This window comes from Phycisphaeraceae bacterium (genome assembly GCA_020851465.1).
Classification (GTDB): domain Bacteria; phylum Planctomycetota; class Phycisphaerae; order Phycisphaerales; family Phycisphaeraceae; genus JADZCR01.
In genome coordinates this window covers 182,140-208,112 of record JADZCR010000002.1, presented here as the reverse complement: position 1 = coordinate 208,112, position 25,973 = coordinate 182,140, and the positions used below count along the sequence as shown (strand labels likewise).

Below are 25,973 nucleotides of genomic sequence, written 5' to 3'. Positions count from 1 at the left end.
GGTCAGCTGATCGGATCACCGCGATCGTTTACGGTGAACTCGCGGCCGCATTCAGGGCATCGCCTCACGTCGCGCAGCATCCGAAGGTCGTAGCCGCACTTTCTGCAAAAGCCGACAGTCTGTGTGGAAGCTCGCACAGCAAGGATGATCGTGATGGCGACGATCACAATCGCCGGGATCATCAGACCAAGGAAGATGAACGCGCCGAGGTATTCCACCGCTGTATGTTAGCGGTGTAATCAGCACGGATATTTTCGTGAACGTCCGGTGCAGGATGACTATTCGATGTCCAATCCCAGGTCCAGTGCCGCAGCGGAATGAGTGATCGCGCCGACGGAAATGCGGTCCACTCCTGTCAGGGCGATGTCGCGGACGGTATCGAGATTGACTCCGCCGCTGGCTTCCAGTTCGACTCCGGGTGCGAGCTTGTCGCGCAAGGCGACTGCATCGCGGAGCTGGTCGGTCGTCATGTTGTCGAGCAGAACCAGATCAGGCCCGCAGGGGCGGACGGAGAGCACCCGCTGGAGTTGCGCCAGGGAGTCCACTTCGACCATGAAGAAGTTTGGCCGAGGCTTCCGCCTGGCAGCTTGGGCGATGACGTTTTCGAGGAATCGCGGCAGTTCATCAAGCGACAGATGCGCGATGTGGTTGTCCTTGATGAGCACAGCATCGAAGAGTCCCATGCGATGGCTGCGCCCGCCGCCGCAAACGACCGCATATTTTTCGAGTCGGCGCAGCCCGACATGGGTTTTGCGGGTGTCGTAGATGCCTGCCCGTGTCCCCTTGACCGCATCGACATAACGCGAGGTGAGCGTTGCGATGCCCGAAAGATGGGTCAGAAAGTTCAATGCGACCCGTTCCGCAGCGAGGATGGCGCGCAACGGCCCGGTGATCCGAGCGACGACAGCTCCCGGAGTCAGCGCTGCACCATCAGCCAGGCATGGCGTGACGCGCAGGTTCGTGTCATACGCCCGCGCGACAGCGGGAATCAGAGCTGCGCCGGCGAGTCGGCCGGCTTTACGTGAGCGAAACTCCGCAGAGCCTTTCTGCGCAGCGCTAACCAGCAGCTCACTTGTGATGTCGATGCCCTGCGGGCCAAGGTCTTCCCGCCTTGCGCGGGCGATCAAGTCATCCACCTCGGCTGGCTCGATGAACTTATCAAGTTGCGGGCCGGCAGCAAGGCTCTCTGCTTTTGTCTGGCTTTTTTTCACAAACATCACGAGGTATTGCTGTGGGGTTTGCTGTGTGAATCGAACAGTATCTCCGACACGGACGCCTGCTGCTGCGAGGTACGGCCCCCAGCCGCGCCAGCGAATCTTCATATCCTTTCGGACGAGATCGGTTTTGATCACCTTGCCGTTGGGCATGAGCAGTTCGATGGGCTGGGCCTTGCTCGCCGCCGACGTCCCGCCGTAGGCCGACTCGATGAACGTATGCACATCGCGCGGTACACGGATAACCCGTGTAGTGAACGCACTGCGTTTGAGAACGATGTCAAAGGCGGCATTGGATGCTGCGATTTCTCTCGACCGCGTTGAGTTGGAGCGATCGTCGCTCTCCTCACTAAAGGTGAACCACGCCAACCCGTGTGAAGGCCTCAGATCCGGCCCATCGTCACAGGCTTTGACATCGCGCAGCTCGATGAATGTCGCGTACCGGCTGCGTGATTTGGCATTCCAGTAGGCGTTGTCGCCGCAGACTTTCGCGTCGAACCGTTTTCGCAGGGCCATCATCTGGGTCGGCGTCAGGTTGTCGAAAAAATCGACTTTACCGGCCACGGCTGTCGCGCGATACGGACCGGACGACTCTTTGAAATAGATTCGCTCGCCGGTTTTGATACGCCGATAGGGGGGATGCCGCGTGATCGTCATGCGACTCTCGACCGTTTTCTCGCCCGTGAGGATGAGATCGAGATAACGAGGCAGAAGAATCGCAACGTGGGTGGCCATGAAGGAATTGTCGATTGCGGATCGTCTGTTGTCGATTAGTCCGGCGAGACTTTCGCTCCACATTCCGGGCATGAATCCCGGCCGGCGGTGCGTGTCGCGCGCAAGTCGAAACCACAAGAGACGCACGCCGCTGCCTTGCGCCGTTGCAGGGACCAGACGATCAAACCAATCGCCACCGCCAGCACGAGGCCGCCCATGGCGAAGTTCGTCCATGGATAAGCCGCCGAAATACCGGTGGCTCGGAGCAGCATGTGACCCGCGGCCAGTCCCGCGGCGATGTAGAGCACCGCAGCGAAGGGTTTTTCCGCGACATGCTTATTCATCCATGCGCCGATCATCGTGCCCACCGGGATCAAGGGGATGAACCAGATCGAGTCGCGCAACGTGTCGGCGTTGATCAGCGGCCGGCCGTTGGACATCGGCAGCAGCAGATACGTGGGCAGCTTGAGCGAGTTACCAATCAGGAAATAAAGCAGCAGCGTGCCGACGAGCTTGCGCTTTTCGAGTTTTTCCTGAAGCAGATAAATGGTGACGATCGGTCCGGCAGAGTGGTTGATGGTCGAGACGGTGCCGGCGACAAATCCCACCGCGACCCCCGATCCGGGATGCGGCGGCAGAGTCGGCACCTCGCGGCCGGTCAGCCGATACGCCTGCAGCGCGACCACCGCCAGACAGATCACGCCGACTACTCCATCCATCGTGTGACGGAAACTCTCCGGCGGCATGTCGCGGAGATAAAAAAGAATCACGGTTCCCAGCGAGATCCCCAGAATGATGCCGGCCAGCAGCGGTCGCAGCCGTTTCCAGTCGTATTGGCCCAGGTAGTGCAGGTTGCTCAGGATGTCGCAGCCGATCAGCAGGGGCAGCATGACGCCGAGCATATGGTCCGCCCCCATGACCAGTGCCATGACGGGGATTGCGAGAATTCCCACCCCTCCGCCGAAGCCCGCCTTGGAGATGCCGGTGATGAGCACCGCCGCACCGACGCAGAGGTAGTACCACGTGGGATTGATGCCTTGAGGAATGTTGGGGAGCAGCCATGCTGGCATGAAGCGAGAGTATAGGAAGGTAAAGGCCAGCACACGAACGGGTGCATCAAACGTACCGTCCTCCCTGGCCTATCGCTTGCGCAACAGCACCCGCCAGCACATGAAGTGATCGCTGGTCTTTTCTTTGACCTTGCGGAACTGGCTGCGGGTGATCGCGTGGACTTCAAACAGCGGCTCGACCACCGAGGCAATATGCGCCGCAGTCAGTCGTGGCGGGCCGCCTTCGGTCTTATCGTCCGTGTTGCCGCAGAGTGTCAGCCACCAGCCATGCGTGGTCAGCACCTGAGCGACGTGACGGGCAAAGGTCACCCGCTGCTCGTCGCTGACGGAGTGGAACACCCCCCGATCGAAGACAAAGCCGACGCTTGCAGGTTTTTCCGGCAGCGAAGCGACGATGTCGTGAACCTTGAAGTCGATTGACGCCGCACCCGCAGCTTTCGCCTTGGCGACGGCTATCTCGACCGCCTTGGGTGAGAGGTCGGTCGCGGTGACATGGGAAAAGCCGTGACGTGCAAGGGCGATGGCGTTGGTACCTGTGCCGCAGCCGATCTCCAGTGCCCTCGTATCTTTGAGGGTGAGCTGTTCGAGCGTTTCCAGCAGGTTGCCGTCCGGCTCGCCGCTATCCCAGGGAAGCTGGCCGGTCTCGTAGCGTTGATTCCAGTCTCTTGGTGCGAGTGTGGTCATCACTTTACTCCTTAGTTCATCCTGTCAGGGTAGGCTGGCTGGGAGGGTGCTGACAACTGCTGCATGTTCGCATCGCAACAAAAAAGCCACTGAAGTGTGTACCGCGCCGAGGCAGGGGACGCAGCTCGCAGCGAAAAGTCCGCCGTGCGTGAGGGAGTTGCACGCTTCGGAGGGTCGCTCAGGTTGCTTTACGGCGGAAAGCCCCGTTGAGGTAGTAACCGCTGATGATGATGGAGGCGAGTTCGGGATTTATCTTGTGAAGCAGCGACTTGAATAACCCACGGTTTCTGCTGTTGCCGGCTTGTTGCCAGGGGGCCAGCAGTTCGGTGTGCAGGGGCAGCCAACCGGAAAAGTTTGCCATCGCGACGAATGAGCGGCAGTTGAAAAAGGTGATGTGCCCTTCACCGTTGATGTGGTTGATGTATGCGTTGTGACGGAAGGAGCTGAATCCTTCCAGGAGGGGTTGACGCACGACCATGAAGGGGGCAGCCTTCGCCGCTGACCGCATCAAGCCGTAGGGATCCTCGACGTGTTCGAGCACATCGAGAAAACTCACCGCGTCGAAGGTTCCGTCGGTGCCGTCGAAGTGTTTCTGGCGAAACTCCATTTCCGGGAACCGTTCACGACCGACCGCGATGGCGTTAGGCGCGATCTCGTAGCCAACCACCCGGACCTGCGTTTTGGGGTAAAGCCTGGTCAACTCGCGGGCGATGGTCTGGATGGATGCTCCCGTTCCCGTGCCGACATCCGCAATGACAAATGAGTCGCCGCCCCGCGCCTCAAGTGTGGCACGAAAGCTCGGCAGCATGTCCTGCACCTTCGGGGTGGATGCTTCAGCGAGCCACTCCGGGTGATCGGTCCAATAGGCTCCGGATTCATAACGACGGTCCGCGGGTTCATTCATGAAGACGACGCTTTCATTCCAGATAGGTGTAGCCTTTGAGCCCGCTCTCATAAAACTTCAGCAGCACACGCGACTCGTCGATCGTGAGCTTCTTGTCACGCAGGGCTTTTTCCACACCCTTACGCATCGAGCGCATCAATTCGTCGGCTGAAAACTGAACGTATTGCAGTACTTCGCGCACGGTATCGCCTTCGACGACCTCGTCAATCATCGGTGCCCCGTCCTCGCCGAGGCGGACGTGAACCGCGTTGGTGTCGCCCAGCAGGTTGTGGAGGTCTCCCAGAATTTCCTGATACGCGCCAACGAGGAAGGCCGCCACGTAGTAATCATCTCCCGTGTAAGGATGAAGCTCGAGCACGGGTTTGACATCACGGCGGTCGATGAAGCGATCCACCTTGCCGTCCGAGTCGCAGGTGATGTCAGCAAGGATGCCTCGGCAGGTCGGCTCCTCTCCAAGTCTGTGGATCGGCATGATCGGGAAAAGCTGGTCGATCGCCCAGGAGTCGGGCATGGACTGGAAAATCGAGTAGTTGCAGAAGTAGGTGTCGCTCAGCACGCTCTCAAGGCCGCTGAACTCCTCCGGGACAAACTCCATCTGACGGATGAGCCGCAGCACCTTTGAGCAGATGCCGAAGAAAAGTTTTTCCGCCAGTCCGCGATGTTCCAGCGAGCAGTAACCGAGATTGAACAGGTGCAGGGTCTCGTCCCGCGCGAGCTGCGCATCGTGGTAATACTCGTTGAAGTTGGACTCGTTCAGATCGTGGTAAGCCTCGAAGAGGTTCAGCACCGGCTTGGGTAGTTTTTTCCGCTCCGTGTTCGTCAATGTGTCTGGAAGCGTGAAGCGATCAAAGCCCGACCAGCCGAGGATGTTGAACACGAGCACACTGTGATAGGCGACCATCGCCCGGCCGGATTCGCTGATGATCGTCGGATGCTCCACGCCGACCTGATCGCAGATTTCCTTGACGTGGAAGATGATGTCGTTGGCGTATTCCTGGAGGGTGTAGTTGATGCTCGATTCGAAGTTGGTCTTCGAGCCGTCGTAGTCCACACCCAGCCCGCCGCCGATGTCGATGTAATGCAATCCGGCACCGGCCTTCTGAAGCTCGGTGTAAACCCGGACAAGCTCGATGATCGCTGACTTCACGTTGTGAATGTTGTTGATCTGGCTGCCCAGGTGGAAATGCAGGAGGCTCAGGCAGTCGCCCATGTCGTTCTTGCGAAGAAACGCCATCGCTTCGATGACCTCGCTGACGAACAGGCCGAACTTCGACCGCACGCCGCCTGACTGCTCCCAGCGTCCTGCGCCGCGGGCGGCGAGTTTCACGCGCACCCCGATCGACGGCTTGACGTTGTGCAGCTTGGCGTACTTGGCGATCAGCTCCAGCTCGCTGAATTTTTCGACGACGGGGATGATGTTCTTGCCGATCTTCGCCGCCAGGATCACCGCTTCGATGAACTCATCATCTTTGAAACCGTTGCAGATGATCGGCGTGTCATCGTCGGTCACGACCCCCAGCACCGCCAATAGCTCCGGCTTTGACCCTGCTTCGAGTCCGAAGCGATAGGGCTTGCCGAACTCAAAAATCTCCTCAACGACGTGCCGCTGCTGATTGACCTTGATCGGATACACGCAGCGGTAGCCGCCTTTGTATTCGTGATCTCGTATTGCCTTGTCGAACGCATCGTGAACCATGTTGACGCGATCGCGCAGGATGTCAGTGAAGCGGATGAGCATGGGCAGCCCGATGTCTCGCTGCTTCAGCTCCTCGACGAGTTTTTTGAGATCAATGGCCTTGTCGGATTCCTTGGTCGGAGTGACGACGATGTTGCCTTCATCATTGATGGAGAAGTAACCCTGGCCCCAACGGTCGATGCCGTAGAGTCGTGTCGAGTCGCGGATGGTCCATGCGGATTTGGGCTTGCCGTTGGCAGGCTGCCCCTGACCGTTGGAAAAGAGCGGGCCGGCGGCGTTTCCGGGGGTTGAGCCATGACCGTTTGCGGCGGGTGGGGCAGCGGACGTGGAGGCAGCCTGCGGAGGCACAGTCGTCTGTGTCATGTAAAGGAAACTCCCGGCCCAGCGCAGAGCGCGCGGGCATTGCGAATATCTTATCGGTGATAGCTTGTCATGCGATATGTGATTGAAGAAAATTCCTGCACCTTTCACCTCGTATCAAAGCCAGCCTTCGCGTCGGTTCCCGGTGGTCCGGGCGTCACGCTCCATCAGTTACGCACCATCAGAGGGCAGCCTGTCGGTGCGGCGAGCATTGCGATGGAGAGCGATAACGTCGTCGCAGTTGAGCTTGAACAGTGGTTTGTCGGATGAATAACGACGGCGCGGGCGGGAATAGGTCAGACGGCGGGGGAAGGAATGATGTGTGAAACTGCGGCGTTCACTTGCTGCCGATAACTACCTCCCCTAAACTTCCCAGTCAGTTAGGTCGATGCGCAGCGGTGAGACTCGACACGCCAAGGTAAAAACTGCGGGAAGGGTCGTAAGTTGCTGTGCTATCCCGACTTCTCCAAGAACTCGTGAGAAGCCTATGACCATACTAACCGGTGAAATTGTGGGCAAAAAAAGCACAGCCCGCCCGTCAGATGCATTGGATGCCGGGCGGCGGCGCGAGATGCTGCGGATGATGATGCTCATTCGCCGGTTTGAAGAGCGCACCAGTCAGAGCTATACCCAGACGAAAATCGGCGGCTTCTGTCACATCTACATCGGCCAGGAGGCGACGGCTGTCGGCTCGATCGCCGCGCTGCGCCCGGATGACCCGATCATCACCGCCTACCGCGATCATGGTCACGCATTGGCTCGCGGCATGGCCCCGCGCTACTGCATGGCTGAGATGTACGGCAGGATCACCGGATGCGTCAAAGGCAAAGGCGGGTCGATGCACATGTTCGACAAGCCGCACCATATGTACGGCGGACATGCGATCGTCGGCGGTCAGGCACCGCTGGGCGTCGGGCTGGCGTTCGCGCTGCAATACGAAAAAAAAGACGGCGTCGTCGTCTGCTACTTCGGCGATGGGGCACTCAATCAGGGCGCGCTCCATGAATCAATGAATCTGGCTGCGATCTGGCGCCTGCCCATCATCTTCGTCTGCGAAAACAACATGTACTCCATGGGCACGCACATCGCTCGCGGCACCAGCATGGCCGACGATCTTTCCGTCAAGGCACATGCCTACGGCATAACCTACGCCGAGTGCGACGGCATGGACGTGCTCGATACCTACGACACCTTCAAGCGGCTGGCGGATGACATCCGCGGCAGCACCTCGCGGGCGCTGGGATTTGAAAATAATTCGGGAGGCGGGCCGGCTTTCGTCAACTGCAAGACCTACCGGTACAAGGGTCACTCGATGAGCGACCCGCAGAAGTACCGGACCAAAGACGAAGTGGCCGCCCACGAGCAGCAGGACCCGATCAACAAGCTCGCCAACCTGATGATCGAAACCCATCAGATCACACAGGAAGAGGCGGACAAGATCGATGTCGAAGTCAAACAGATCTCACTCGATGCGGTGAAGTTCGCCAACGAAAGTCCTGAGACTCCGGAGGGCGAGCTGTACACGGACGTGTATGCGAATCCATTCCCGCCGTATATGACGGGAGACCTGCCGGAGATGCTGAGGCAGAGGGAGAACGGGTGACATTCGACAAGTGTGTCGAAACGAGGTTTTCCTGGGGTTGATGAGTTGCACTGATATGCGAGAACTCCAATACCGTGACGCGCTTCGTGAAGCCCTCAGTGAAGAGATGGAGCGCGATGATCGTGTCTTTCTCATGGGTGAGGAGGTCGCGGAATACAACGGTGCCTACAAAGTCAGTCAGGGGCTGCTGGAAAAGTTCGGGCCGCGACGCATCGTCGATTCGCCCATCAGCGAGACGGGATTTGCAGGCCTGGGTATCGGGGCCGCGATGTACGGCCTGCGACCAGTCATCGAGTTCATGTCTTGGTCGTTCTGCCTCGTCGCTGCCGATCAGATCATCAACAACGCCCCGAAGATGCTTTACATGTCCGGCGGGCAGTTCAAGGTTCCGATCGTCTTCCGTGGTAACAACGGTGCCGGTGGTCAGCTTGGCTCGACCCACTCATGGGCGGTCGAATCCATGTTTTCCTCGGTGCCCGGCCTGAAGATGGCGATCCCTTCGACGCCTCGTGACGCCAAAGGACTGCTCAAGACGGCGATCCGTGACGATGATCCGGTGTTCTTTCTGGAATCGGAACGCATGCTCGGCTGGGGTGCCAAAGGCGATCATGATTTTTCACCCTATCTGGGCGGCGGCCGATGGGCACCGCCGGAAAATGACTCCGAGTTCCTCATTCCTTTCGGTCAGGCGGACGTGAAGAAGGAAGGAACGGACTGCACCATCGTTGCGCTGGGGCGTCCGGTACATTTCGCGCTCAAGGCAGCGGAAGAACTGGAAAAAGAGGGCATCAGTTGCGAGGTGATTGATCCGCGCACCGTTCGGCCTCTCGATATCGACTCGATCGTCCGCAGCGTGAAGAAGACGAGCTACCTCGTGGTGGTGGACCAGAGCTGGCCGTTTGCCAGTGTGGCCAGCGAGATCGCCATGCAGGTGTACGAACGGGCGATGGACGACCTGGATAACAAGATCATCCGCGTAACCAACGACGACGTACCCGCACCCTACGCGAAAAATCTTGAACAGGCGATGCTGCCGCACGCGGGGAAGATCGTCGAAGCTGTCCGTGCGGTCACCTATGCCGCGTAAGATCAGGCCGCCGGCCGTTACTCGCCGTGGTCGATCGCGTTTCCCGACCAATTTCGGTTAAGGGTCCAGCCGTCGAAAATCCGTACCCGCAAGGGGGCGAAGACGACGGAGGTTGCGTAACATAGGCGGTGTAATTTTCGCCTCGCCCGCAGGAGTCTTGCGAATGCCCATTCAGGTCACCATGCCGCGCCTCTCCGACACCATGGAGGAAGGCACGCTCGTTAAATGGAAAGTCAAGGTCGGCGACAAGGTCAAGGCCGGCGACAATCTCGCTGATGTCGAGACCGACAAAGCCACCATGGAGCTTCAGTCCTACGACGACGGGACGGTGGCGCGGCTCGCCGTCGCCGAAGGTCAGGCAACTCCGGTGGGCAAACTGATTCTCGTGCTTGCATCGCCGGGCGAGAGCGTGGAGGAAGCAGCCAAAGCAGGCGGCGCGGGCGATCGCGCAGCCGGTAAACCTTCGGATAAAGCCGATCAAACAAAAGCGGGTAAGACGGCGGCGTCTGCCGCTGATACGGCATCAGGGAGTTCATCCAGCGGGGGCGGTGCTGGTGTCGCAGTGACGGCGACGGATGGCGGCCGGCTGCGTGTCAGCCCGCTGGCGCGAAAAATCGCGGAGGAACGCGGAGTCGATCTGACGCACATCGCCGGCAGCGGCCCGGAGGGGCGAATCATCAAGCGCGACGTACTCGCAGCGAACACCGCTTCGCCAGTCCCCGTCACCAAACCGCAGGCGGCAGCGTCAACCGTTCCCGCGCCGCTGATCGTCGGCAAGCTCGAATCGAAAACCATTGCCGTCTCGAACATGCGCAAGACGATTGCCCGACGGCTGGTGGAATCCAAGGCTACCATCCCGCATTTTACCGTCACCGTCACCGTCGGCATGGATGCTCTGCTGGCTCTGCGGACCACGCTCAACCAGCAGCTCGAAAGCCAGCAGATCAAGCTCTCGGTCAACGACTTCGTGGTACGCGGCTGTGCGCTGGCGTTGCTGCGTCACCCGTTGATTAACGCCTCATGGTCCGAGCAGGGCATCCAGCAGCACGGCTCGATCAACATCGGCGTCGCCGTCGCTCTGCCGCAGGAGAAGGGCGGCGGTCTCGTGGTGCCGACGCTGCGCGATGTGCAGAGCAAGGGACTGCGCAGCATCAGCAGCGAAACTCGGACGCTCGCGGAAAAGGCACGCACCAAGGGGCTGACCGTTGAGGAAATGTCCGACGGTACGTTCACGATTTCAAATCTGGGAATGCTCGGAGTGGATCACTTCGAGGCGATCATCAACCCGCCGCAGGCCGCGATCCTCGCCGTCGGTGCGGCGGTGAAGCGTCCGGTCGTCAAGTCCACCCCGCAGGGTGACCAGCTTGCCATCGGCACCGAGATGACGCTGACACTCAGTGCCGACCACCGCGTGATCGACGGCGCGATGGCGGCGGAATACCTGCAGACGCTCAAAGGACTGATGGAAAATCCTGCGGCCTTGCTCGTCTAGCCGCGATCTCGACCTCTTTTCATGCGTGAAAGTCCGGGCGGTGCGATCCCCCGAACTCGATGGCGTAAAAGTGCCTCGCTTGTCTGGTTGACAGCGCAGACGTACAACTTGACCCTCCCATGCCCGAATCCGAGAACACCCAACTCGTCGGCAGCCTGCTCGCGCCCGACATCGGCGAGCTGATTGACCAGCGCCAGACCTTTGAAGTGCGCTCGTTGCTGCTGGACCTGATGGACCCCGAAATATCCGACGTGCTGATGGCCCTGGCACCGGGTCAGCGTCCTGTCGCGTTTCGTCTCCTGCCACGCGACCGCGCTGCTGTTGTTTTCACTTACCTCCCGCCCGAAGCGCAGGAGCAACTGCTCAGCGAGCTGAACAACGAACAACTCGCCGGCCTCTTTGACGCAATGGCTCCCGACGACCGCGCCATGCTCTTTGATGAAATGCCCGGCCAGGTCGCAGCCAAGCTGCTCGCGCTGATGAAGCCCGAAGAGCGGCGTCAGACGCAGGTCATCCTGGGATATCCGCCTGACAGTGTCGGACGTCTGATGACGCCCGATTACGTAGCGATCCGGCCTGACTGGACCGTGCAGCAGGTACTCGATCACATCCGAAAAAACGGCCGCGATGCCGAGACGCTTAGCCGTCTATACGTCGTGGACGATCAGGGCCGGCTCATCGACGAAATACGTCTGCGGCAGATTCTGCTGATTGATCCGTCCTCGTCGATCAGGACTTTGATGAACGAGCAGTTCGTCACGCTGCACGCACAGGATGACCGGGAGAAGGCCGTCGAAATCATGCGGCGCTACGATCATCCCGCACTGCCGGTGGTGGACCGTGACGAAGTGCTCGTGGGTATCGTGACCTTTGACGACGTGGCCGACGTCGAACAGGCCGAGACCACCGAAGACATTCAGAAGATGGCTGCCGTTGAAGCCCTTGATGAGCCGTACATCACCATGCCGGTGTTCAAGCTGGTGCGCAAGCGCGGCATCTGGCTCGGAGCACTATTCCTGGGTGAGATGCTCACGGCGTCGGCGATGTCGTACTACGAACATGAAATCGCGTCGGCGGTAGTGCTGGCGTTGTTTGTTCCGCTGATTATTTCCAGCGGCGGCAACAGCGGTTCACAGGCCTCCACCCTCATCGTCCGCGCTATGGCTGTCGGCGAAATCCGTCTGCGCGACTGGTGGCGCGTGCTCGTCCGCGAAATCGCCTGCGGCGCGCTGCTGGGCGTCTTCCTCGGCATGATCGGCTTTTTCCGCATCAATATCTGGGACTGGTTCGGCTGGGCGAACTACGGCGACCATTACCACCTCGTCGCCCTGGCGGTGGGTACAGCATTGATCGGCGTCGTGCTCTGGGGGTCACTCATGGGCAGCATGCTGCCGTTTCTGCTGCGCGTCATGAAACTCGATCCAGCGGTCGTCTCGGCGCCGATGGTGGCGACACTCGTGGACGTGACCGGACTGATTATTTATTTCACCGTCGCCGCGATCATGCTCAAGGGAACCGTACTCAAGTAACGCCGGCGACCTCCGCTTTGCCGCTATCATGCGCTCGATGTTTTCCCGCCCGCTCCGTCTCACCAAGCCCGGCCTTTTCATCACCGCGACCGATACCGGCGTCGGAAAGACGGTCATCACCTGCGCCATCGCCGCAGCCCTGAGACGACAAGCAGCGGTCCGTGTCGGCGTATGCAAGCCGCTGGCGACCGGATGCCGCCGCGACCGGGAAGGTCTTGTCAGCGAGGACGCCGAAGCTCTGGCGCACTTTGCGCAGACCGCTGCGCCGCTCGATGTGATTAATCCCGTGCGTTATCTGCCCGCCGTCGCGCCCGCTGTCGCAGCGGAAGTTACCGGTGAACCGGTCGATTTCGACAACATCGCCCGTTGTCTGGCTGTCCTCGATGATGCAAACGATGTCCTTCTCATCGAAGGCGTTGGCGGTGTGAAGGTCCCCATTGACGGCACAAACCCGCATCACACTGTGCTCGACCTGATCCGCGCAGTGGGTTTCCCTGTCGTCGTCGTGACCCGTGCTACTCTCGGCACGCTCAATCACACCGCCCTGACACTCGATGCCCTGCGTCAGTCAGGCTGCGAAATAGCAGGGATCGTGATCAACGGCTTTGATGCCGACTCATCCGCAGGCACGCCGACGCGCGATCTGGCGATGTCCACCAATCGTCCCTGGCTGCAGAAGATGAGTCGCGTGCCTATTCTGGCGACCGTGCCGGTACAGCCATCGTCGAGTGTAGTGCCGCATCGCGGGCTTCTGCCTGAAGCCATCATTGATGCCGTAGCCCTGACCTACTGGACCGACGTGATGAGGCCGTCCCAACCGCTTGACGCGGGCCGCTGAGTAGTCAGAGAACAAGACGGGCATCGCCTCGTTGGTGCGGAGCTACCTTTCCGCGGAAGTCGTTGTCATCGAGGAGTCGAAAGATTTCGATGACGACTTACCGCCGAAAATTTCCTTCCATGTTCCTTTGACCTTCGTGAAGCTCTGGACCTGTGTTTTAGGTTTGGTCAGTGTGCCGCCGACGTGGATGCTGACGAGTTCATCCTTGATTCCCGACATGATGGAAGTCAGCGGATCGTTGAGTGCTCTGGGATTTCGGCTGGCAAGATTCAGATTGAGCTTGAGGCTTTCGTATTCCATTTCACCGGTGCCGACGATACGGATCGACGGGGCTTCGATGGCGATGGCGTCGAACCGAACCGTATCGCCGTAGATCAGATAACTCACCGATGCGCGGTCGAACGATCTGGAGGTGGGCAGGCTGAAATTAAGTAATTGCAGCATTCCCAGTGCCATAGGCAGCTCGTAGAGTTTCGCATCACGGATGTCGATATTTCCTCGACCGCGCCGGTCTGTGGGGTTCCCCGGCGTGCCTTCGATCGTCAGACTTGCGGCGATTTTGCCGGTCGGCACCCGTTCTCCATCGGGTTGGGTCGTCGTATCCGGCTTATCCAGCGGATGATTCTGCGGATGCACCACGCCGTCGAGCAGTGCATCGTGCATGCTCATGCTCAGGCTGTAATGACCGCCACGGCTCATATCGACGGAGCCTGTGCCCCAGATCGCGCCGCCGTAGAGTTCGCCCTTGAGTTCCTTGATTTCGATCACCGCCGGATCCCGGGTGGATACCAGATGCAGCGTCAACGGCGCAATCTGTCGATCGACCGCTTTGAGTTGCGGCGCATCGAGCGTTAAGTCCAGTCGCGGCCACTGGGCGTTGGGCGCGAGCGTTGCAGCGATATCAAGCTCACCCTGGAGGTCGGTGATCGCCACGCCAACGGTGGCTGTTGCGTCGATGAGTTTCAGTTTTCCTTTGAAATCGACTAGGTCCTTATCCGTGGCGGCGGGGCGGTAGATCAGGTGAGCGTCCTTGATCTCGTATCCGCCGTTGAGTTTCAGGGCATCGATCACTTTAGTGACGCTGGGCGGGATGACGGATCGGATCGCCGGACCGAAGCTCTTGTTCGTCGCGTCGAAGCTCAGATCGACTTCGGGCTTTTCTCCAAAGTTCATTTCCCCTGATGCTTTGAAACGTCCCTTGTCGAAAGTTGCGCTCCAGTCCTTCAACCGCACGCCGTTGCGATACGCCGTCGCTTCGCCGGTGATGTCGGTGAGCTGCACCCGCTGGCCGCGCAGGTCGAAGGCGAGAGATTCGGGCTTCATCGTCAGTGAAAATTCCGACTCCTTGCGGCCGTTGGTTTTGTAATCCAGTTCGGCATCAAGCGTGCCGTCGGGTTTGTAAGTGTCGAAGAGCGCGCGGAGTCGCCTGGAGGCCGCTTCTTCGGGTGGAATCAGATCAAGCACCGGGTCCGAGAGCCGGACATCGTCGAGTTTCACGTTAACGGCAACATTCGCAGCTCCCTCCAGCCACTCCGCAACCCCCGCCAGCGAAAGATTGGATTGGTTGTGCTTACCCGTGAGTGATTCGATGGTGGCCTTGCGTCGTTCCAGCGCGATCCGGGCTTTGAGATCATCGATCTGGTACCGGCCGTTGAATGGGCGGGCGGTTCCGTCGGTGATCTGTAACCCCATGTTGAAATCAATCTGGCCGTCTGCTTCCTTGAAGACCGACCCATTGGCGTCTATCGCGCCATTGAGGTGAAAATCACGAACCCAGCGATCCTGCGGCTGCGGGATGGACGCGAGCAGCACTTCATCCACCGGCAGGGCGGAACCGCTGACGGTGAGTTTTGGATTGACGCCGCCTTCAAATTGGACCGTACCGTCGAGTTGGCCTTTCCCACCGGTCAGGCCCTGAGCCTCGATCTTTTCCGCGATGACTTCGGGCATGTTGATCGTCAGCTTTCCGCCGACGAGCCGCAAGGGATAAGGCCAGTACTTGAAAAGAATGTTGAACTCGTCGGTCTCCGCGATGATCTTGCTGCGGAATTTTTTTCCGCGTCCCAGCGGACGGGTGATCTGCACCGTGAGGTTGATTTTCCCCGCAAGGTCGAAGACCGGCTGCTCAAGCACCGTCTTGAGTTCTTCGATCTTTTTGGTGACCAGGGAGACCTGATCGCTCGTGCCGACTTTGCCTTCGAGGTCGCGTTTTTGCGCGCGGAGGGAGTCGAGTTCGTCCCGTCGTGACTCTTTATCCTTTGTGCTCTGCAAAATGCCGATCGTGCGCAGCCGCTGGTAATGCTGCGCGTCGAGGAACATATCCAGAGCTGTCCGCTGCTTGTCATTGAGGGCCTCGCGGAGCAGGTCATCCACAGGCAGGCCGACGGCGGTTACGGTCAGGTCAACCGCGGCGTTCTCCGCCACCGGCGCGATCTGGCCGGTAATCATGATCTGTCCGCCGTGCAGCCCCACGCCAGAGACGTTCACCACTTCGATGCGGTCGTTATGCAGACGGATGTCACCCGAGACATTCTGGAGCATGTAGCGGAACTTGGAGTAATAACCCTTCGCATTGCGGATCTGGATCAAGCCGTCCTTTTTCAATTCTCCGTCAGCGGTGTCTCGTTCGAGGTTGAGGTAGCCGCTGATTTTTCCCGTGCCGGGGAAGCGGTCGAAAATCTTGGCGATTTTCGCGGAGCGTTTGCGCCAGAAGTCGGGATCAGCAGGCACGTCGAAGGCATCCACTTTGACATTGAGATTGAAGGGTGAAGATTTATCGAAGCCTTCGATCTTTCCATTGACGATGTAGTTGAGGCCGGCAATGTTTCCTCTGAGCTGGGATACGTTGATCGTGTTTTTGGCGATGGTGAACTTTCCCGAAACCTCCGTCATGCGGGCGTCAAGGTATTCCTTGGGAATCTGGATGGACGCATTCTTGACTTCGAGGATGGCGTGCAGACCGATGGTCGGATCGGGATCAAAACCAAAGCTCACGGTCGGCCAGTCGCCGGTCGGTTCGAGTCGGTCCCACCATTCACGGAAACGCCGCGGCAGGACGTTGCGCTGTGACCCCTCGAAGGCAAAACCACGCAGCTCACCCGACACGGTGCGCTTTTCCAGATCGAGTTTGCCGCTGAGCACCGGCTGCGCCTGCGTGCCGTTGCCGGCTGCGAGTTGGTCGGTCGTCTGTTCCTGTCGCAGCACGAAGGAGTAGATGTTCGTGCTGCCGGTCTGCCCGACGAGATTTCCGCTGGCCTGGATGCGACCCAGCTCGAGATAGTGGCCGGCCTCGACCTCACCGAAGGCCAGCACACCTTCGCGTACCACCACGTCGGGTAGCTCCTTGATCTTTTTTTCCGAAGGAGGCTTTTCGATTTTCCGCAGACGTTGGTAATTGAACGTGCCCGCCACGGGGTCTTCCGTGACGTAGAGCGTTGGCTGATAGAGCACCATGCTCGTGGGTTTGAAGCGACCGCCGAGCAGGCTTAGTACGTCCTGACGTATGTGGACACGGCCCGCAGTGAAGAGTCGGTCGGCGTCCACGTTGTCACCCGGCACCCGCAGCTCGACATCACGCAGTCGGATGCTTCCGTCGATGCCGATCCGCGCGGATTGGATCGTCACGTTGGCACCGGTCATCTCCGTCAGCAACATGCTCGCCAGTCCCGCGAGCCGCTTGGGCCTGCTGACGTAGAAAATCAATCCCAGAAAGCAGACCAGCAGCAGAAGAATGGACAGCAGCACGCCGCGACGGAGACGTCGGCGGCGTCCAAACTTCCCGGTGATGTGCCTCAGTCGCGACAAGGAATCCTCTGGGCGGACAGGCAATCTCCGATGACTGCCCGCCGGTGTGTACCACAGCCGAGACAGCCATCCGTTTCCGTAACCATTCTAGACGGGGCTGCGCGAAATGTGATCCATCGCATCCGCATCATGCGTCAAAGCGAATGATGAGTTATCCTTGCGGAGTTCCTCCAACCCGACGAGGCATCATCATGATGGATATTAAACCCACGATCACCATCGAGGACTTTGCGAAGATCGACCTGCGGGTGGCGACGGTGGTTGCTGCCGAACCGCACCCCAACGCCGACCGCCTGCTCAAACTTCAGGTCAACCTTGGCCATGAAACGCGGCAAATCTGCGCAGGTATCCGACAGTTTTACGCCGATCCATCCGTGCTCGTGGGAAAACAGATCATCGTGGTCGCCAATCTCGCCCCTCGTGCGATGCGCGGTGAAGTCTCCAACGGCATGCTCCTGGCGGCCAGTGCCAGGGACGGCGACGAAATTCGTGATGTGGTCGTGCTGACGCCGTCGAAGGAGGTTCCGCCGGGTTCAACCGTGTCGTAACGACATCGGGACAATGCAGACGCTGCCTGTTTACCGCGTCAGGCGGTGGAAAGTCGTCACCACCACCTGTCAGCGAGATCGTCCTTACTCCGCAGCGCCTTCAGTCGGCTGGGTCTTGGCGGTTTCCGGGTGCTCCGCCACGTAACCGATCCGTTTGGAAATACTTTCGACGCTGAAGGGGTCATCCTTCGCCTCACTCATCACCCATTGATGAATCGCTGCGATTCCGCGCGTCGCATTTTGTTCGTATTGTGTGCGCGTGATGGGTGTGAAGCTGTCCAGACGGACCACGTAAAGGCTTAGTTGTCGGTCCACGGGGATCGACGTGACGCGGCTGGCGAGGGTCGCCTTGTCCACGCCGCCCGCATCGTTGAGCGAGGACGCCAGGTCAAAGATGCGATTGACGAACGCTTCGCTTCGACCGACGCCCTCGACGTTCGGCACGTCGAGACTCTGCATGTCGAACTCACGTCGCGGGAACGGCGGCGGCGCGATCACCAGAGACTGCACTTCTTTCGCCAGTATTTCGGGGCCTTCCTTGATGAAACGGTCAACCCAGTCCTGGCCGGAGTTGACCAGTTTCTCGAAAGCCTTGAGCTGTTTTGCATCACGCTCAACTTCCTCACGCACCTCCGCCAGCGACGCAGGCGTATGTGACGGCTCGGCTGCAATCAGGCGAAACATGAATTGCGACGGCTCATCCAGACTCTGAGTGGTCAGCGGCTGGCTGGCGATACCGACCTGCAGTCTCCGGCCGATGAGAGGATTGTTGGCTTTGGGCGACAACTCCCTGGCACTCAGCACGTAATCGGCAAAGGGGGCGCCGACGTTGCCGGGCAGGATGAGAAGACTCTGCGAGATATCACGGAGCGTGCGAAGCCCGCCTGCATCGATGAAGGCTTTATCGTTCTGGACGACATCGGGCTGCACACCAAACTTTTTCTCGATCAGGCTAGCGACTTCGGTTATCGGCGTGGGTTTGAAATCCTTGGGAAGCTCGTAATAACCCTGCACGCCGATTGTGTAGCTGTTCGCAGCACGATTGAGCTGGGTCTGTGCCTCGGTGATCACCCGGCCGCCCAGATCACGGGCTTTGCGATGCTTGAGTTCATTCACGATCGACCGTCGGACTTCAGGGGTCGGGTCCGGCGGTGCCGGCTGAGTCTCGCTCTGGCCGTGGTAGTCCTTGCGGTTGGCGTCGTAGTAGCTGAGCACTTCGTCTTCGCCGACGTCGACCTTGTCGAGCAGCTTACGGAACGGCAACGACAGGTATTCAATCTTCACACGGTCCGGACGGCGATAGCCAAACCCATAACGCTCACCCTCGCCCGGCAGGTTGTCCTTGTATCGTTCAAAAAGCTCGGTCACATCCTTGTCATCAACTTTGACATCAGCCATGTAACGATCAGCAGAAATACGGACCCCGGTGATCTTGACTTCCGCGCTCTGGCTCTGGACGAAGTTCGTCAGCAGGGTTGAGCTTAGACGGGGGTCTCCGCTGGTTGCGCCGAACGCCAGCATCGCCGCGTGGGTGATCCGGGCCGACTGTTCCGGCATCGACTGGAGCTGCCGCGCAAAACTGAGCAGTTGTTGCGCCTGCTGGATGCGGGCGAATTTCTCCGGCAGCGAGACGTGTGCCAGGCCGAGCACCAGCTCGTGATAGTTCTGGATGATGATCCAGTTACCGAGCGTGCGCTGAATAGCAGCGGGTGACACCTTCAGCTCACGCGCGACTTTTTTGAGCGATTCATTGTCCAGCCCCAGCGCGCCCATGACCTGTGAGATTTCATGTTCGCTGGCGGAAAGCCCCATTTGGTTCGCTTCGCGGAGCATCAAGGCCCATTGGAGATCGTGCTGGGCGGACATCTGGCCGAGGACCGGTGCGAGACGGTTGATCAGATCGATCTGCCCCTGGGCGTCACGAAGCTCCGCAACGCGGAGCTTGTCGCCGTTGATCCTGCCGACGATTTCAGCGGAAGGGTCGCGGTTACCAACCCTGCCAAGCACGCCTTCCATGAGGAAAACAACCATCAGCAGCGAGCCGCCGACCGCCAGGAGCCATGTTTGATATTTGCGGAAGAACTTGAACATAAGGCGGAGTATAGCGGCAGGCGGCACATCAGGTGATTCCCTACCGCTGCCGGACGAGTCGGATTACCCCTGACCAAACCGACCCGCTGTGAAATTTAGTCGGAAGAAACCGTCGGAGTTACTTCGGCTCGGTGGCGGGGATGGTCCCCTGCAACCGGAAAATGGTTCTCCCTTTGGCACGGAGCACGCTGATCGACATCGGTGTCGCGAGCTTGGCCTTTTCCAGCACTTGGCCGGCGTCGTCGAGCGTAGCGATCCGGTAACCGCCTAACTGGTCGATGATGTCGCCGCGCTTCAGACCGATGACATCGCCTGCGCTGCGTTCCTCGATGAACGTGATGATGATGCCTTCGACATTCCGGAGTCCCAGTGCCCTCGCGGTTTTTTCGTTGACGTTCTCAGCGGAGATGCCGAATATCTCATGTAGCAGCCGCTGACCGTCCGGCCTGGCGCGGGCACCGAGGACCAGCGTCGTGGTCACCAGCTTTCCTCCGCGTTCGAGAGTTACCGCGATCTTGTCCCCAGCCTTGTGTTCGATCAACGCGATCTGAAAATCGAGGTCACTGGTGACTTCGTCGCTGTTGACTTTCACAACGATATCGTTGAGTTCGAGTCCCGCGTTTTCGGCAGGGGAACCCTGTTGAATTGAGACGACCCTGGCAGGGCCATCGTGATTCAAGATCATTCCAGTGGTGATGCGATATCGCCGTTCGACATCGAGCAGATCGGGCAGCAGATCGCGCAGATGATCGACGGGAATGGCAAATCCGATGTTCTGGGCATCACCTCGGATGGCGGTATTGACGCCGATAAGCTCACCCAGGACGTTGAGCAGAGGCCCGCCGGAGTTCCCGGGATTGATGCTCGCGTCGGTCTGGATGAGACCGTCAAAGCTGATGGTGTCGCTGACCCGGATGCTGCGGTCCAGCGCACTGATGACGCCTGCGGTGACGGTGTTCTGATAGCCCAGCGGATTACCGATGGCGATGACGGTTTCGCCGACCATCAGATCGGAGCTGCGACCCATTTTGAGCGTGTGCAGCGCGTTACCTGCGGAGATTTTCAGGACTGCCAGATCGCGTTGGGTGTCGATGGCGACAAGCTGGGCATCGAACTCCTTCCCATCGGAAAAAATAACCTTCCGCTCAGCGGTACGCGCCACGACGTGGGCGTTGGTCACTACGTATCCGGCGGGGTGGAGCACGAATCCGCTGCCGACGCTGGTCCGCTTGACCTCGCGGACACCGGCGGGTGGCCGCTCGCCGGGCAAATCGAAAAAGTCATCCAGCAGCGAATCGATGCCGGAGGTCTGCACTTTGATGACCTGGGTGGAGGAGATATTGACCACCGCGTCCTTGCAATTCTGAAAGACATCGACCACGGCTGTACGACGAAGCTGCATGGGGTCGATAGAGAGAGGTTTGGCGGATTCCGTGACAGGTGCGGCCAGTCCCACCGCCGGCAGGAGCAAGATCAGCGGAAAAAGCGGATTTTTCAGGTATCGCATCATGGAAGCAGGACTCCGGGGCCGTTAACATCGCAGCGAAGCGACGGGGCATCTACGAGAGTGGCTGTGAGAAACTCAAAGATAACAGGACGATTCGCGTTACTGACGATTCTAGTCACCGCTCTGGCGGGATGCGGTGAGCAGGCCGCACCACCAGCGAAGGCGCCAACCGCAGCCGTCACCACCCAGCCAAACGGTGAAAAGCTGGACCGGATCGACCTCGACGGTCTGCGTCGGCTTATCGCCGAGGCCAAGGCTGAGAAACAAGTTCTGGTGCTTGATTTCTGGGCCACCTGGTGCGTCCCTTGTGTGGAAATGTTCGGCCCGCTGCATGACCGGCTGGGAGCTTTGGGAAAAGATGTTCGGTTAGTCTCCGTCACGCTCGACGATCCCGATACCGAGGGAGCAGCATTGAAGTTTCTCCAGGACCACCATGCCCGGAAAGATGCTTTTATGCTCATTCCTGACACCGACGCCCGATTCCGGGCCATTGCCGGAATCGCGCGCCAGTGGAACGATTTGGTCGTGCCCGCTATCCTCATTTATGATCAGGCAGGCAATCTTGCCTCTGAATTCGTGACGGATCCCCGCGTGGATGATGTATTATCCCGTACCCGTGAGCTGCTCTCTACACCATCTTCGGTGAAACAACCATGAAAATGGTCGAGGCAAAAACGAAAAAGACCTACGACGTCTGGTCCAAATTTTATAACCACACCTTCGGTGCACTCGTCCACCGAAGGCAGATCAGAGCTTTGCAGCAGCTTCACCTGCGTCCGGGCGACCGCGTACTCGATATCGGCGTCGGTACCGGCATGACCCTCGATCACTACCCTCGGAACGTAACCGTCGTGGGTATGGATCTCTCCGCGGGAATGCTCGCCAAGGCCGCGAATAAATGTGCCGAGCTGGGACTCGACCACTGCCGTCTGGTGCGCTGCGATGCGATGCTCCCGCCCTTTGCCGAGCGCAGTTTCGACCACATCATGATCAGTCACACCATCAGTGTGGTCAGCGATCCGAATAAATTGATCAGTTGGGCGGAAAAGCTGGTGAAGCCAAACGGCCGTATCGTCCTGCTCAACCACTTCCAATCCACCAATCATTTCTTCGCGTGGTTCGAGCATGTATTCAATCCGATGTTTGTCCACGTAGGGTGGCGCAGCGACCTTTCACTTGAGGAAGTCCTGCGCGGCAACGACCTGCACGTCGAGTACCGTTTCAAGATGCGGCTGGTGGACCTCTGGCAGATCGTTGTGCTCAAACATCCCGGTGCCGGCGCAGCACCGCCGCCTGTCGCGACGAATCCGCCGCAGATCATCCCCACACAACGCCTGGCAATCGAAGGTCAGTGAGCATGGTTGCCTGCCTGTCAGCGCAGCTATCATCTCCCGCTTTTGAACCGCTTGAGTGGTTGATGTCGTCTGGTTTGCTGCGCTGTGTGTGTCCTCTATAATCGCGGCCTAACCTCGGACCGGACCATCGCTTGACGAATGGAACGCAGCAAAGACCGGGCGGCGCGCCCTGGGTGATCGCCGATCGCAGTACGCGGCACGCCGGAAGACCAACCACGGCACTCCTGCTGGCCTCGGCCTGCGTGATCGGTGCAGCGAGTCTGATCGCTCCGAGTTTTTCCTTCGCACAAAGCAGCGGCACGTCAACCGAACCCGTCGCCCGGCACGCGCTGCCGTTGGCTGATCCTGTTCTCGACAACGACGCTGAGATCAAAGGCAATAAAGCCGTCTCCTGGAGCGTCGGCAATTCCCGACTGGTACTCGTCGAGGGTGACATCAGATTCACCATGGGGACTTACGGCTTCCGTGCTGATCGCGCGGTTGTTCGCATTGACACCGAGGTGGCTCCGGGGCGAAAGATTCGCCACCTCTCGCTTTATCTGGATAACGTCAAACCTCTGCGCGGTCGCGGCCCCGTACAGGCCGAGGCCCCGCGTCTGCTGGTCACCGCCTCGACGATCGGCAAGATCGATCTGATCACCAATCTGCTCGAGCAGAAGTCAGCTGCATCCGATCCTTTTGTCGTTGACGCACAGCGACGCATTGATGACTACCTCGCTGCGATTTCCCAGCCTGTCCGTGATGTGCCCGATCATGGGCCGGTGATGACTCCGGAGATGATTGCGATTCGAGATGAGCGACGGGCGCAGATCGCAGAGGACATCCGCGCTCGATCCGAGGAGGCGCTGGCAGCGAAGGCGAAACACCGTAAAGGCGGTGAGTCAACCGCAATAGCGCAGGCCGGCTCAGGACAGACGCCAACGGCCGGCGCGACGACTCAGCCGACAGCTAGCGGCACCGGACCATCGGCGGCCCAAGCTGGCGGGGGGCAGACCGCGGCGGCAGGCGGCATTCCTGTGTCGTTGCCGACAAAGGAATCATCAGCCATCCTGCCTGCGGAGGGCATGGTGAGCTTCAACTTCGACCAGATGGTCGTCGAGCCGGGGAAGAATGGCGAAAGCACCATCGTGCTGCTGGGACACGTGCGCGTGCTTTATCAGAATTATCAGGGCAAACCCGGCGCATCGCTTACCGCAGAACGGGCGGTCATTTTCCTCTCGAAGGACAAGCTGGCGATGAACGCCGGCGGCAAGCTCAACGCAGGCGATGTTCACGGCATCTATCTCGAAGACAACGTGATCGCGACTTACGACCTTTACACGGTTCGTGCTCCGCGCGTTTACTACGACTTGAGCCGCAACAAGGCGGTCATTCTTGACGCGGTGCTCTTTACGTGGGATCCGCGGCGCAACATTCCGATTTACGTCCGCGCGGAAAAGATGCGGCAGGAGGCGGCCAATCTCTGGACGGCGCAGCAGGCGGCGGTCACGACCAGCGAGTTTGCCGTGCCTCACTTTTCAATCGCCGCCAAGCAGATCGTCGTGAAGCAAGAGCCTAACGGCGACGGCACGGTCGAGACGAAGTTCACAGCCAAGGATGTAACCACGCGAGTCGGAAAGCAGCCCATCTTCTGGCTGCCGAAAATGTCCGGCAACGCCAATGACATTCCGCTGCGCAAGGCCGAAGGTACATACAGCAACAGCAACGGCCCCATTATCAAGACGACGTGGGATGTCTTTGGCCTGATGGGCCGCGAACGTCCGCCGGGTGTTGATCTGACCGCCAACATCGACTACCTCGGCGAGCACGGCCCTGCACTGGGAGCGCATCTGGAATACGACCGCCCGGAGATGTTCGGCGAGTTTAATGGCTATCTCGTGGGTCTCGATGACAGCGAGGATAAAATCGGAAATCGCAAGGACGTTTCCTTCGATCATGAGACACGCGGCTTTGCCCACTGGCAGCACCGTCAGATGCTCGCGGAGACCTGGGAACTTTCGCTTGAGGCGGCTTACGTCTCCGACCCGACTTTCCTGGAAGAATTTTTCCGCGGCGAAGCGGACGAAGCCAAGCCTTACGAAACTTCGGTCTATATCAAAAAGCAGGAAAACGACTGGGCGTTCACCTTCCTGGCCAAGTACGACCTTCAGGATTTTCAGACTCAGACGACGCAGCTTCAGTCCCCCGGTTACTCGGTGGATAAGGCTCCGGAGCTTGGCTACTACCGGGTGGCGACGAGCCTGTGGGACGACCGACTGACCTATTACACGGAAACACGCGCCAGCCGAGTACGCATCCGTGCAGGCGAGGATACGCCCGCGGAGCGCGGATTTACGCCTGCTCAAAGTCTTGCGCTCTTTGGCATCCCGGATACGTCGGAGTTCTCGGCGATGCTGACCCCGGGAACACCCAGCGATTACCGACTGCGACTCGATTCACGGCATGAGATCGACATGCCGCTGACGATGGGCATCTTCGACGTGACGCCTTACATCGCTGGCCGGTTCACCGGTTACGACGACGATTTTGAGAAGATGTCGGGTGAAGATGATCGTATTCGCGGCTGGGGAAGTGTCGGCGTAAAACTCTCGACCGAGTTGAGCAGGACTTACGATGATGTCGATGTCGCAATCTTCGATCTTCATCGTTTGAGGCACATCATCGAGCCGCACGCGAATCTGTTTTACTCCGGCAGTACGATCGAGATGGGTGATCTGCCCATTTATGATCCCGACATCGAGGGCATCACGGATGGAGCCGGCGTCAGCGTCGGTGCGACCAATACCCTGCAGACGCAGCGGGGCGGCCCCGGTCGTTGGCGCAGCGTGGACTGGCTCGTAGTCAACACCGACTTTTTCTTCCGTGGTGATGACGGCGATACGTCCAGCCCGATCGGTCGCTTCATTGATTACCGACCCGAATACAGTCTCGGCGGGGATCACTTCCACGCCGACGCGATGTGGCAGGTCAGCGACACGCTCGCCGTGGTGGGCGAGATCATTCAAGACCTCGAAGACGGCAAAACCGCCCAGTGGCGTCTGGGGGTGAATATGCAGCACACGCCGTACCTCGCGACCTTTATCGATTACACCGATACGGAAGTTCTCGACAGCAGGTTGCTGAGTTTCGGCTTTACCTACCAGTTGACGCGCAAGTACACGGTGAGCTTGCGCCAGACGGTTGATGTCGCCACCCATCAGGCACGGAGCCTGGATATTTCGATCAATCGCCGCCTGCCGCGCTGGGAGCTGATCGTCATCGCGCAGTTCGATCAGGTGGACGACGATCAGACCATTGGCGTTGTGCTGATTCCGCATGGCGTGACGGCTGCGCGGTTGATCGACCCATTCAGCGCATTTAGAAATACGGATTAAGCCTTTACCGCCTGTCCGAATCGGTGCCCCTTCATTTCCTCGCATCGAGCGAACGGATACACAATCAGACCTGCGGACACTCTCGGAGCGGGCAGTGCTCCTA

19 protein-coding genes are annotated in these 25,973 nt (G+C 59.3%); 10 read left to right on the top strand and 9 right to left on the bottom strand.

The window, feature by feature from the left end; translation table 11 throughout:
* Window positions 1-2: 2 nt before the first annotated feature.
* From IT444_02995 to speA, 6 genes are all read right to left on the bottom strand, one after another.
* Entirely contained in the window at window positions 3-218 is a 216-nt protein-coding gene (locus tag IT444_02995; GenBank protein MCC7191726.1) for a hypothetical protein, read from the bottom strand.
* A gap of 60 nt (window positions 219-278) precedes the next feature.
* Window positions 279-1,949, bottom strand: coding sequence for a carboxylating nicotinate-nucleotide diphosphorylase (gene nadC, locus IT444_02990; protein ID MCC7191725.1), 1,671 nt, complete (start codon window positions 1,947-1,949; stop codon window positions 279-281).
* Window positions 1,950-1,984: 35 nt separating this feature from the next.
* Entirely contained in the window at window positions 1,985-2,998 is a 1,014-nt protein-coding gene (locus IT444_02985; protein MCC7191724.1) for a sulfite exporter TauE/SafE family protein, read from the bottom strand.
* A 69-nt stretch (window positions 2,999-3,067) separates the two neighbouring features.
* On the bottom strand, window positions 3,068-3,682 hold the full coding sequence (locus IT444_02980; protein MCC7191723.1) for a class I SAM-dependent methyltransferase: 615 nt from the start codon (window positions 3,680-3,682) through the stop codon (window positions 3,068-3,070).
* A 178-nt stretch (window positions 3,683-3,860) separates the two neighbouring features.
* Window positions 3,861-4,586 (bottom strand): class I SAM-dependent methyltransferase, encoded by a 726-nt coding sequence (locus tag IT444_02975; GenBank protein ID MCC7191722.1) that lies wholly within the window; start codon window positions 4,584-4,586, stop codon window positions 3,861-3,863.
* Between the two features lie 13 nt (window positions 4,587-4,599).
* Entirely contained in the window at window positions 4,600-6,645 is a 2,046-nt protein-coding gene (speA, locus tag IT444_02970; protein MCC7191721.1) for a biosynthetic arginine decarboxylase, read from the bottom strand.
* Window positions 6,646-6,714: 69 nt separating this feature from the next.
* Between speA and IT444_02965 the strand changes: the two genes are divergently transcribed.
* From IT444_02965 to bioD, 6 genes are all read left to right on the top strand, one after another.
* Entirely contained in the window at window positions 6,715-6,912 is a 198-nt protein-coding gene (locus tag IT444_02965; GenBank protein ID MCC7191720.1) for a hypothetical protein, read from the top strand.
* Window positions 6,913-7,129: 217 nt separating this feature from the next.
* On the top strand, window positions 7,130-8,245 hold the full coding sequence (gene pdhA / locus IT444_02960; GenBank protein ID MCC7191719.1) for a pyruvate dehydrogenase (acetyl-transferring) E1 component subunit alpha: 1,116 nt from the start codon (window positions 7,130-7,132) through the stop codon (window positions 8,243-8,245).
* A 40-nt stretch (window positions 8,246-8,285) separates the two neighbouring features.
* Complete coding sequence (locus tag IT444_02955; protein MCC7191718.1) at window positions 8,286-9,332, top strand: alpha-ketoacid dehydrogenase subunit beta; 1,047 nt, start codon at window positions 8,286-8,288, stop codon at window positions 9,330-9,332.
* Window positions 9,333-9,495: 163 nt separating this feature from the next.
* On the top strand, window positions 9,496-10,824 hold the full coding sequence (locus IT444_02950; GenBank protein MCC7191717.1) for a pyruvate dehydrogenase complex dihydrolipoamide acetyltransferase: 1,329 nt from the start codon (window positions 9,496-9,498) through the stop codon (window positions 10,822-10,824).
* 119 nt (window positions 10,825-10,943) lie between these two features.
* On the top strand, window positions 10,944-12,353 hold the full coding sequence (gene mgtE / locus IT444_02945; protein ID MCC7191716.1) for a magnesium transporter: 1,410 nt from the start codon (window positions 10,944-10,946) through the stop codon (window positions 12,351-12,353).
* 37 nt (window positions 12,354-12,390) lie between these two features.
* Window positions 12,391-13,191, top strand: a complete 801-nt coding sequence (gene bioD / locus IT444_02940) for a dethiobiotin synthase (protein ID MCC7191715.1) — start codon at window positions 12,391-12,393, stop codon at window positions 13,189-13,191.
* Between the two features lie 42 nt (window positions 13,192-13,233).
* On the opposite strand, the gene IT444_02935 is transcribed toward bioD, so the two are convergent.
* On the bottom strand, window positions 13,234-16,995 hold the full coding sequence (locus IT444_02935; protein MCC7191714.1) for a hypothetical protein: 3,762 nt from the start codon (window positions 16,993-16,995) through the stop codon (window positions 13,234-13,236).
* Window positions 16,996-17,186: 191 nt separating this feature from the next.
* Between IT444_02935 and metG the strand changes: the two genes are divergently transcribed.
* The gene (metG, locus tag IT444_02930) at window positions 17,187-17,543 is read left to right on the top strand and encodes a methionine--tRNA ligase subunit beta (GenBank protein ID MCC7191713.1); all 357 of its coding nucleotides are present in this window, start codon (window positions 17,187-17,189) and stop codon (window positions 17,541-17,543) included.
* Window positions 17,544-17,627: 84 nt separating this feature from the next.
* On the opposite strand, the gene IT444_02925 is transcribed toward metG, so the two are convergent.
* Window positions 17,628-19,634 (bottom strand): hypothetical protein, encoded by a 2,007-nt coding sequence (locus IT444_02925; protein ID MCC7191712.1) that lies wholly within the window; start codon window positions 19,632-19,634, stop codon window positions 17,628-17,630.
* 118 nt (window positions 19,635-19,752) lie between these two features.
* Window positions 19,753-21,144: a trypsin-like peptidase domain-containing protein gene (locus IT444_02920; GenBank protein ID MCC7191711.1), complete on the bottom strand. Its 1,392-nt coding sequence runs from the start codon at window positions 21,142-21,144 to the stop codon at window positions 19,753-19,755.
* Window positions 21,145-21,207: 63 nt separating this feature from the next.
* On the opposite strand from IT444_02920, the gene IT444_02915 reads away from it, so the two are divergent.
* The 3 genes from IT444_02915 (at window position 21,208) to IT444_02905 (ending at window position 25,870) form a co-directional block, all read left to right on the top strand.
* Window positions 21,208-21,798: a hypothetical protein gene (locus IT444_02915; protein ID MCC7191710.1), complete on the top strand. Its 591-nt coding sequence runs from the start codon at window positions 21,208-21,210 to the stop codon at window positions 21,796-21,798.
* Complete coding sequence (locus IT444_02910; protein MCC7191709.1) at window positions 21,795-22,496, top strand: methyltransferase domain-containing protein; 702 nt, start codon at window positions 21,795-21,797, stop codon at window positions 22,494-22,496. The genes IT444_02915 and IT444_02910 overlap by 4 nt, the downstream gene beginning before the upstream one ends.
* A 131-nt stretch (window positions 22,497-22,627) precedes the next feature.
* The gene (locus IT444_02905) at window positions 22,628-25,870 is read left to right on the top strand and encodes an LPS-assembly protein LptD (protein ID MCC7191708.1); all 3,243 of its coding nucleotides are present in this window, start codon (window positions 22,628-22,630) and stop codon (window positions 25,868-25,870) included.
* Window positions 25,871-25,973: the final 103 nt, after the last annotated feature.

Bases quoted from the DNA above. Each gene is read 5' to 3' on its own strand.
- nadC (MCC7191725.1), bottom strand. From the start codon at position 1,949: ATGGCCACCCACGTTGCGATTCTTCTGCCTCGTTATCTCGATCTCATC.
- IT444_02985 (MCC7191724.1), bottom strand. From the start codon at position 2,998: ATGCCAGCATGGCTGCTCCCCAACATTCCTCAAGGCATCAATCCCACG.
- IT444_02980 (MCC7191723.1), bottom strand. From the start codon at position 3,682: ATGACCACACTCGCACCAAGAGACTGGAATCAACGCTACGAGACCGGC.
- IT444_02975 (MCC7191722.1), bottom strand. From the start codon at position 4,586: ATGAATGAACCCGCGGACCGTCGTTATGAATCCGGAGCCTATTGGACC.
- speA (MCC7191721.1), bottom strand. From the start codon at position 6,645: ATGACACAGACGACTGTGCCTCCGCAGGCTGCCTCCACGTCCGCTGCC.
- IT444_02965 (MCC7191720.1), top strand. From the start codon at position 6,715: ATGCGATATGTGATTGAAGAAAATTCCTGCACCTTTCACCTCGTATCA.
- pdhA (MCC7191719.1), top strand. From the start codon at position 7,130: ATGACCATACTAACCGGTGAAATTGTGGGCAAAAAAAGCACAGCCCGC.
- IT444_02955 (MCC7191718.1), top strand. From the start codon at position 8,286: ATGAGTTGCACTGATATGCGAGAACTCCAATACCGTGACGCGCTTCGT.
- IT444_02950 (MCC7191717.1), top strand. From the start codon at position 9,496: ATGCCCATTCAGGTCACCATGCCGCGCCTCTCCGACACCATGGAGGAA.
- mgtE (MCC7191716.1), top strand. From the start codon at position 10,944: ATGCCCGAATCCGAGAACACCCAACTCGTCGGCAGCCTGCTCGCGCCC.
- bioD (MCC7191715.1), top strand. From the start codon at position 12,391: ATGTTTTCCCGCCCGCTCCGTCTCACCAAGCCCGGCCTTTTCATCACC.
- metG (MCC7191713.1), top strand. From the start codon at position 17,187: ATGATGGATATTAAACCCACGATCACCATCGAGGACTTTGCGAAGATC.
- IT444_02925 (MCC7191712.1), bottom strand. From the start codon at position 19,634: ATGTTCAAGTTCTTCCGCAAATATCAAACATGGCTCCTGGCGGTCGGC.
- IT444_02920 (MCC7191711.1), bottom strand. From the start codon at position 21,144: ATGATGCGATACCTGAAAAATCCGCTTTTTCCGCTGATCTTGCTCCTG.
- IT444_02910 (MCC7191709.1), top strand. From the start codon at position 21,795: ATGAAAATGGTCGAGGCAAAAACGAAAAAGACCTACGACGTCTGGTCC.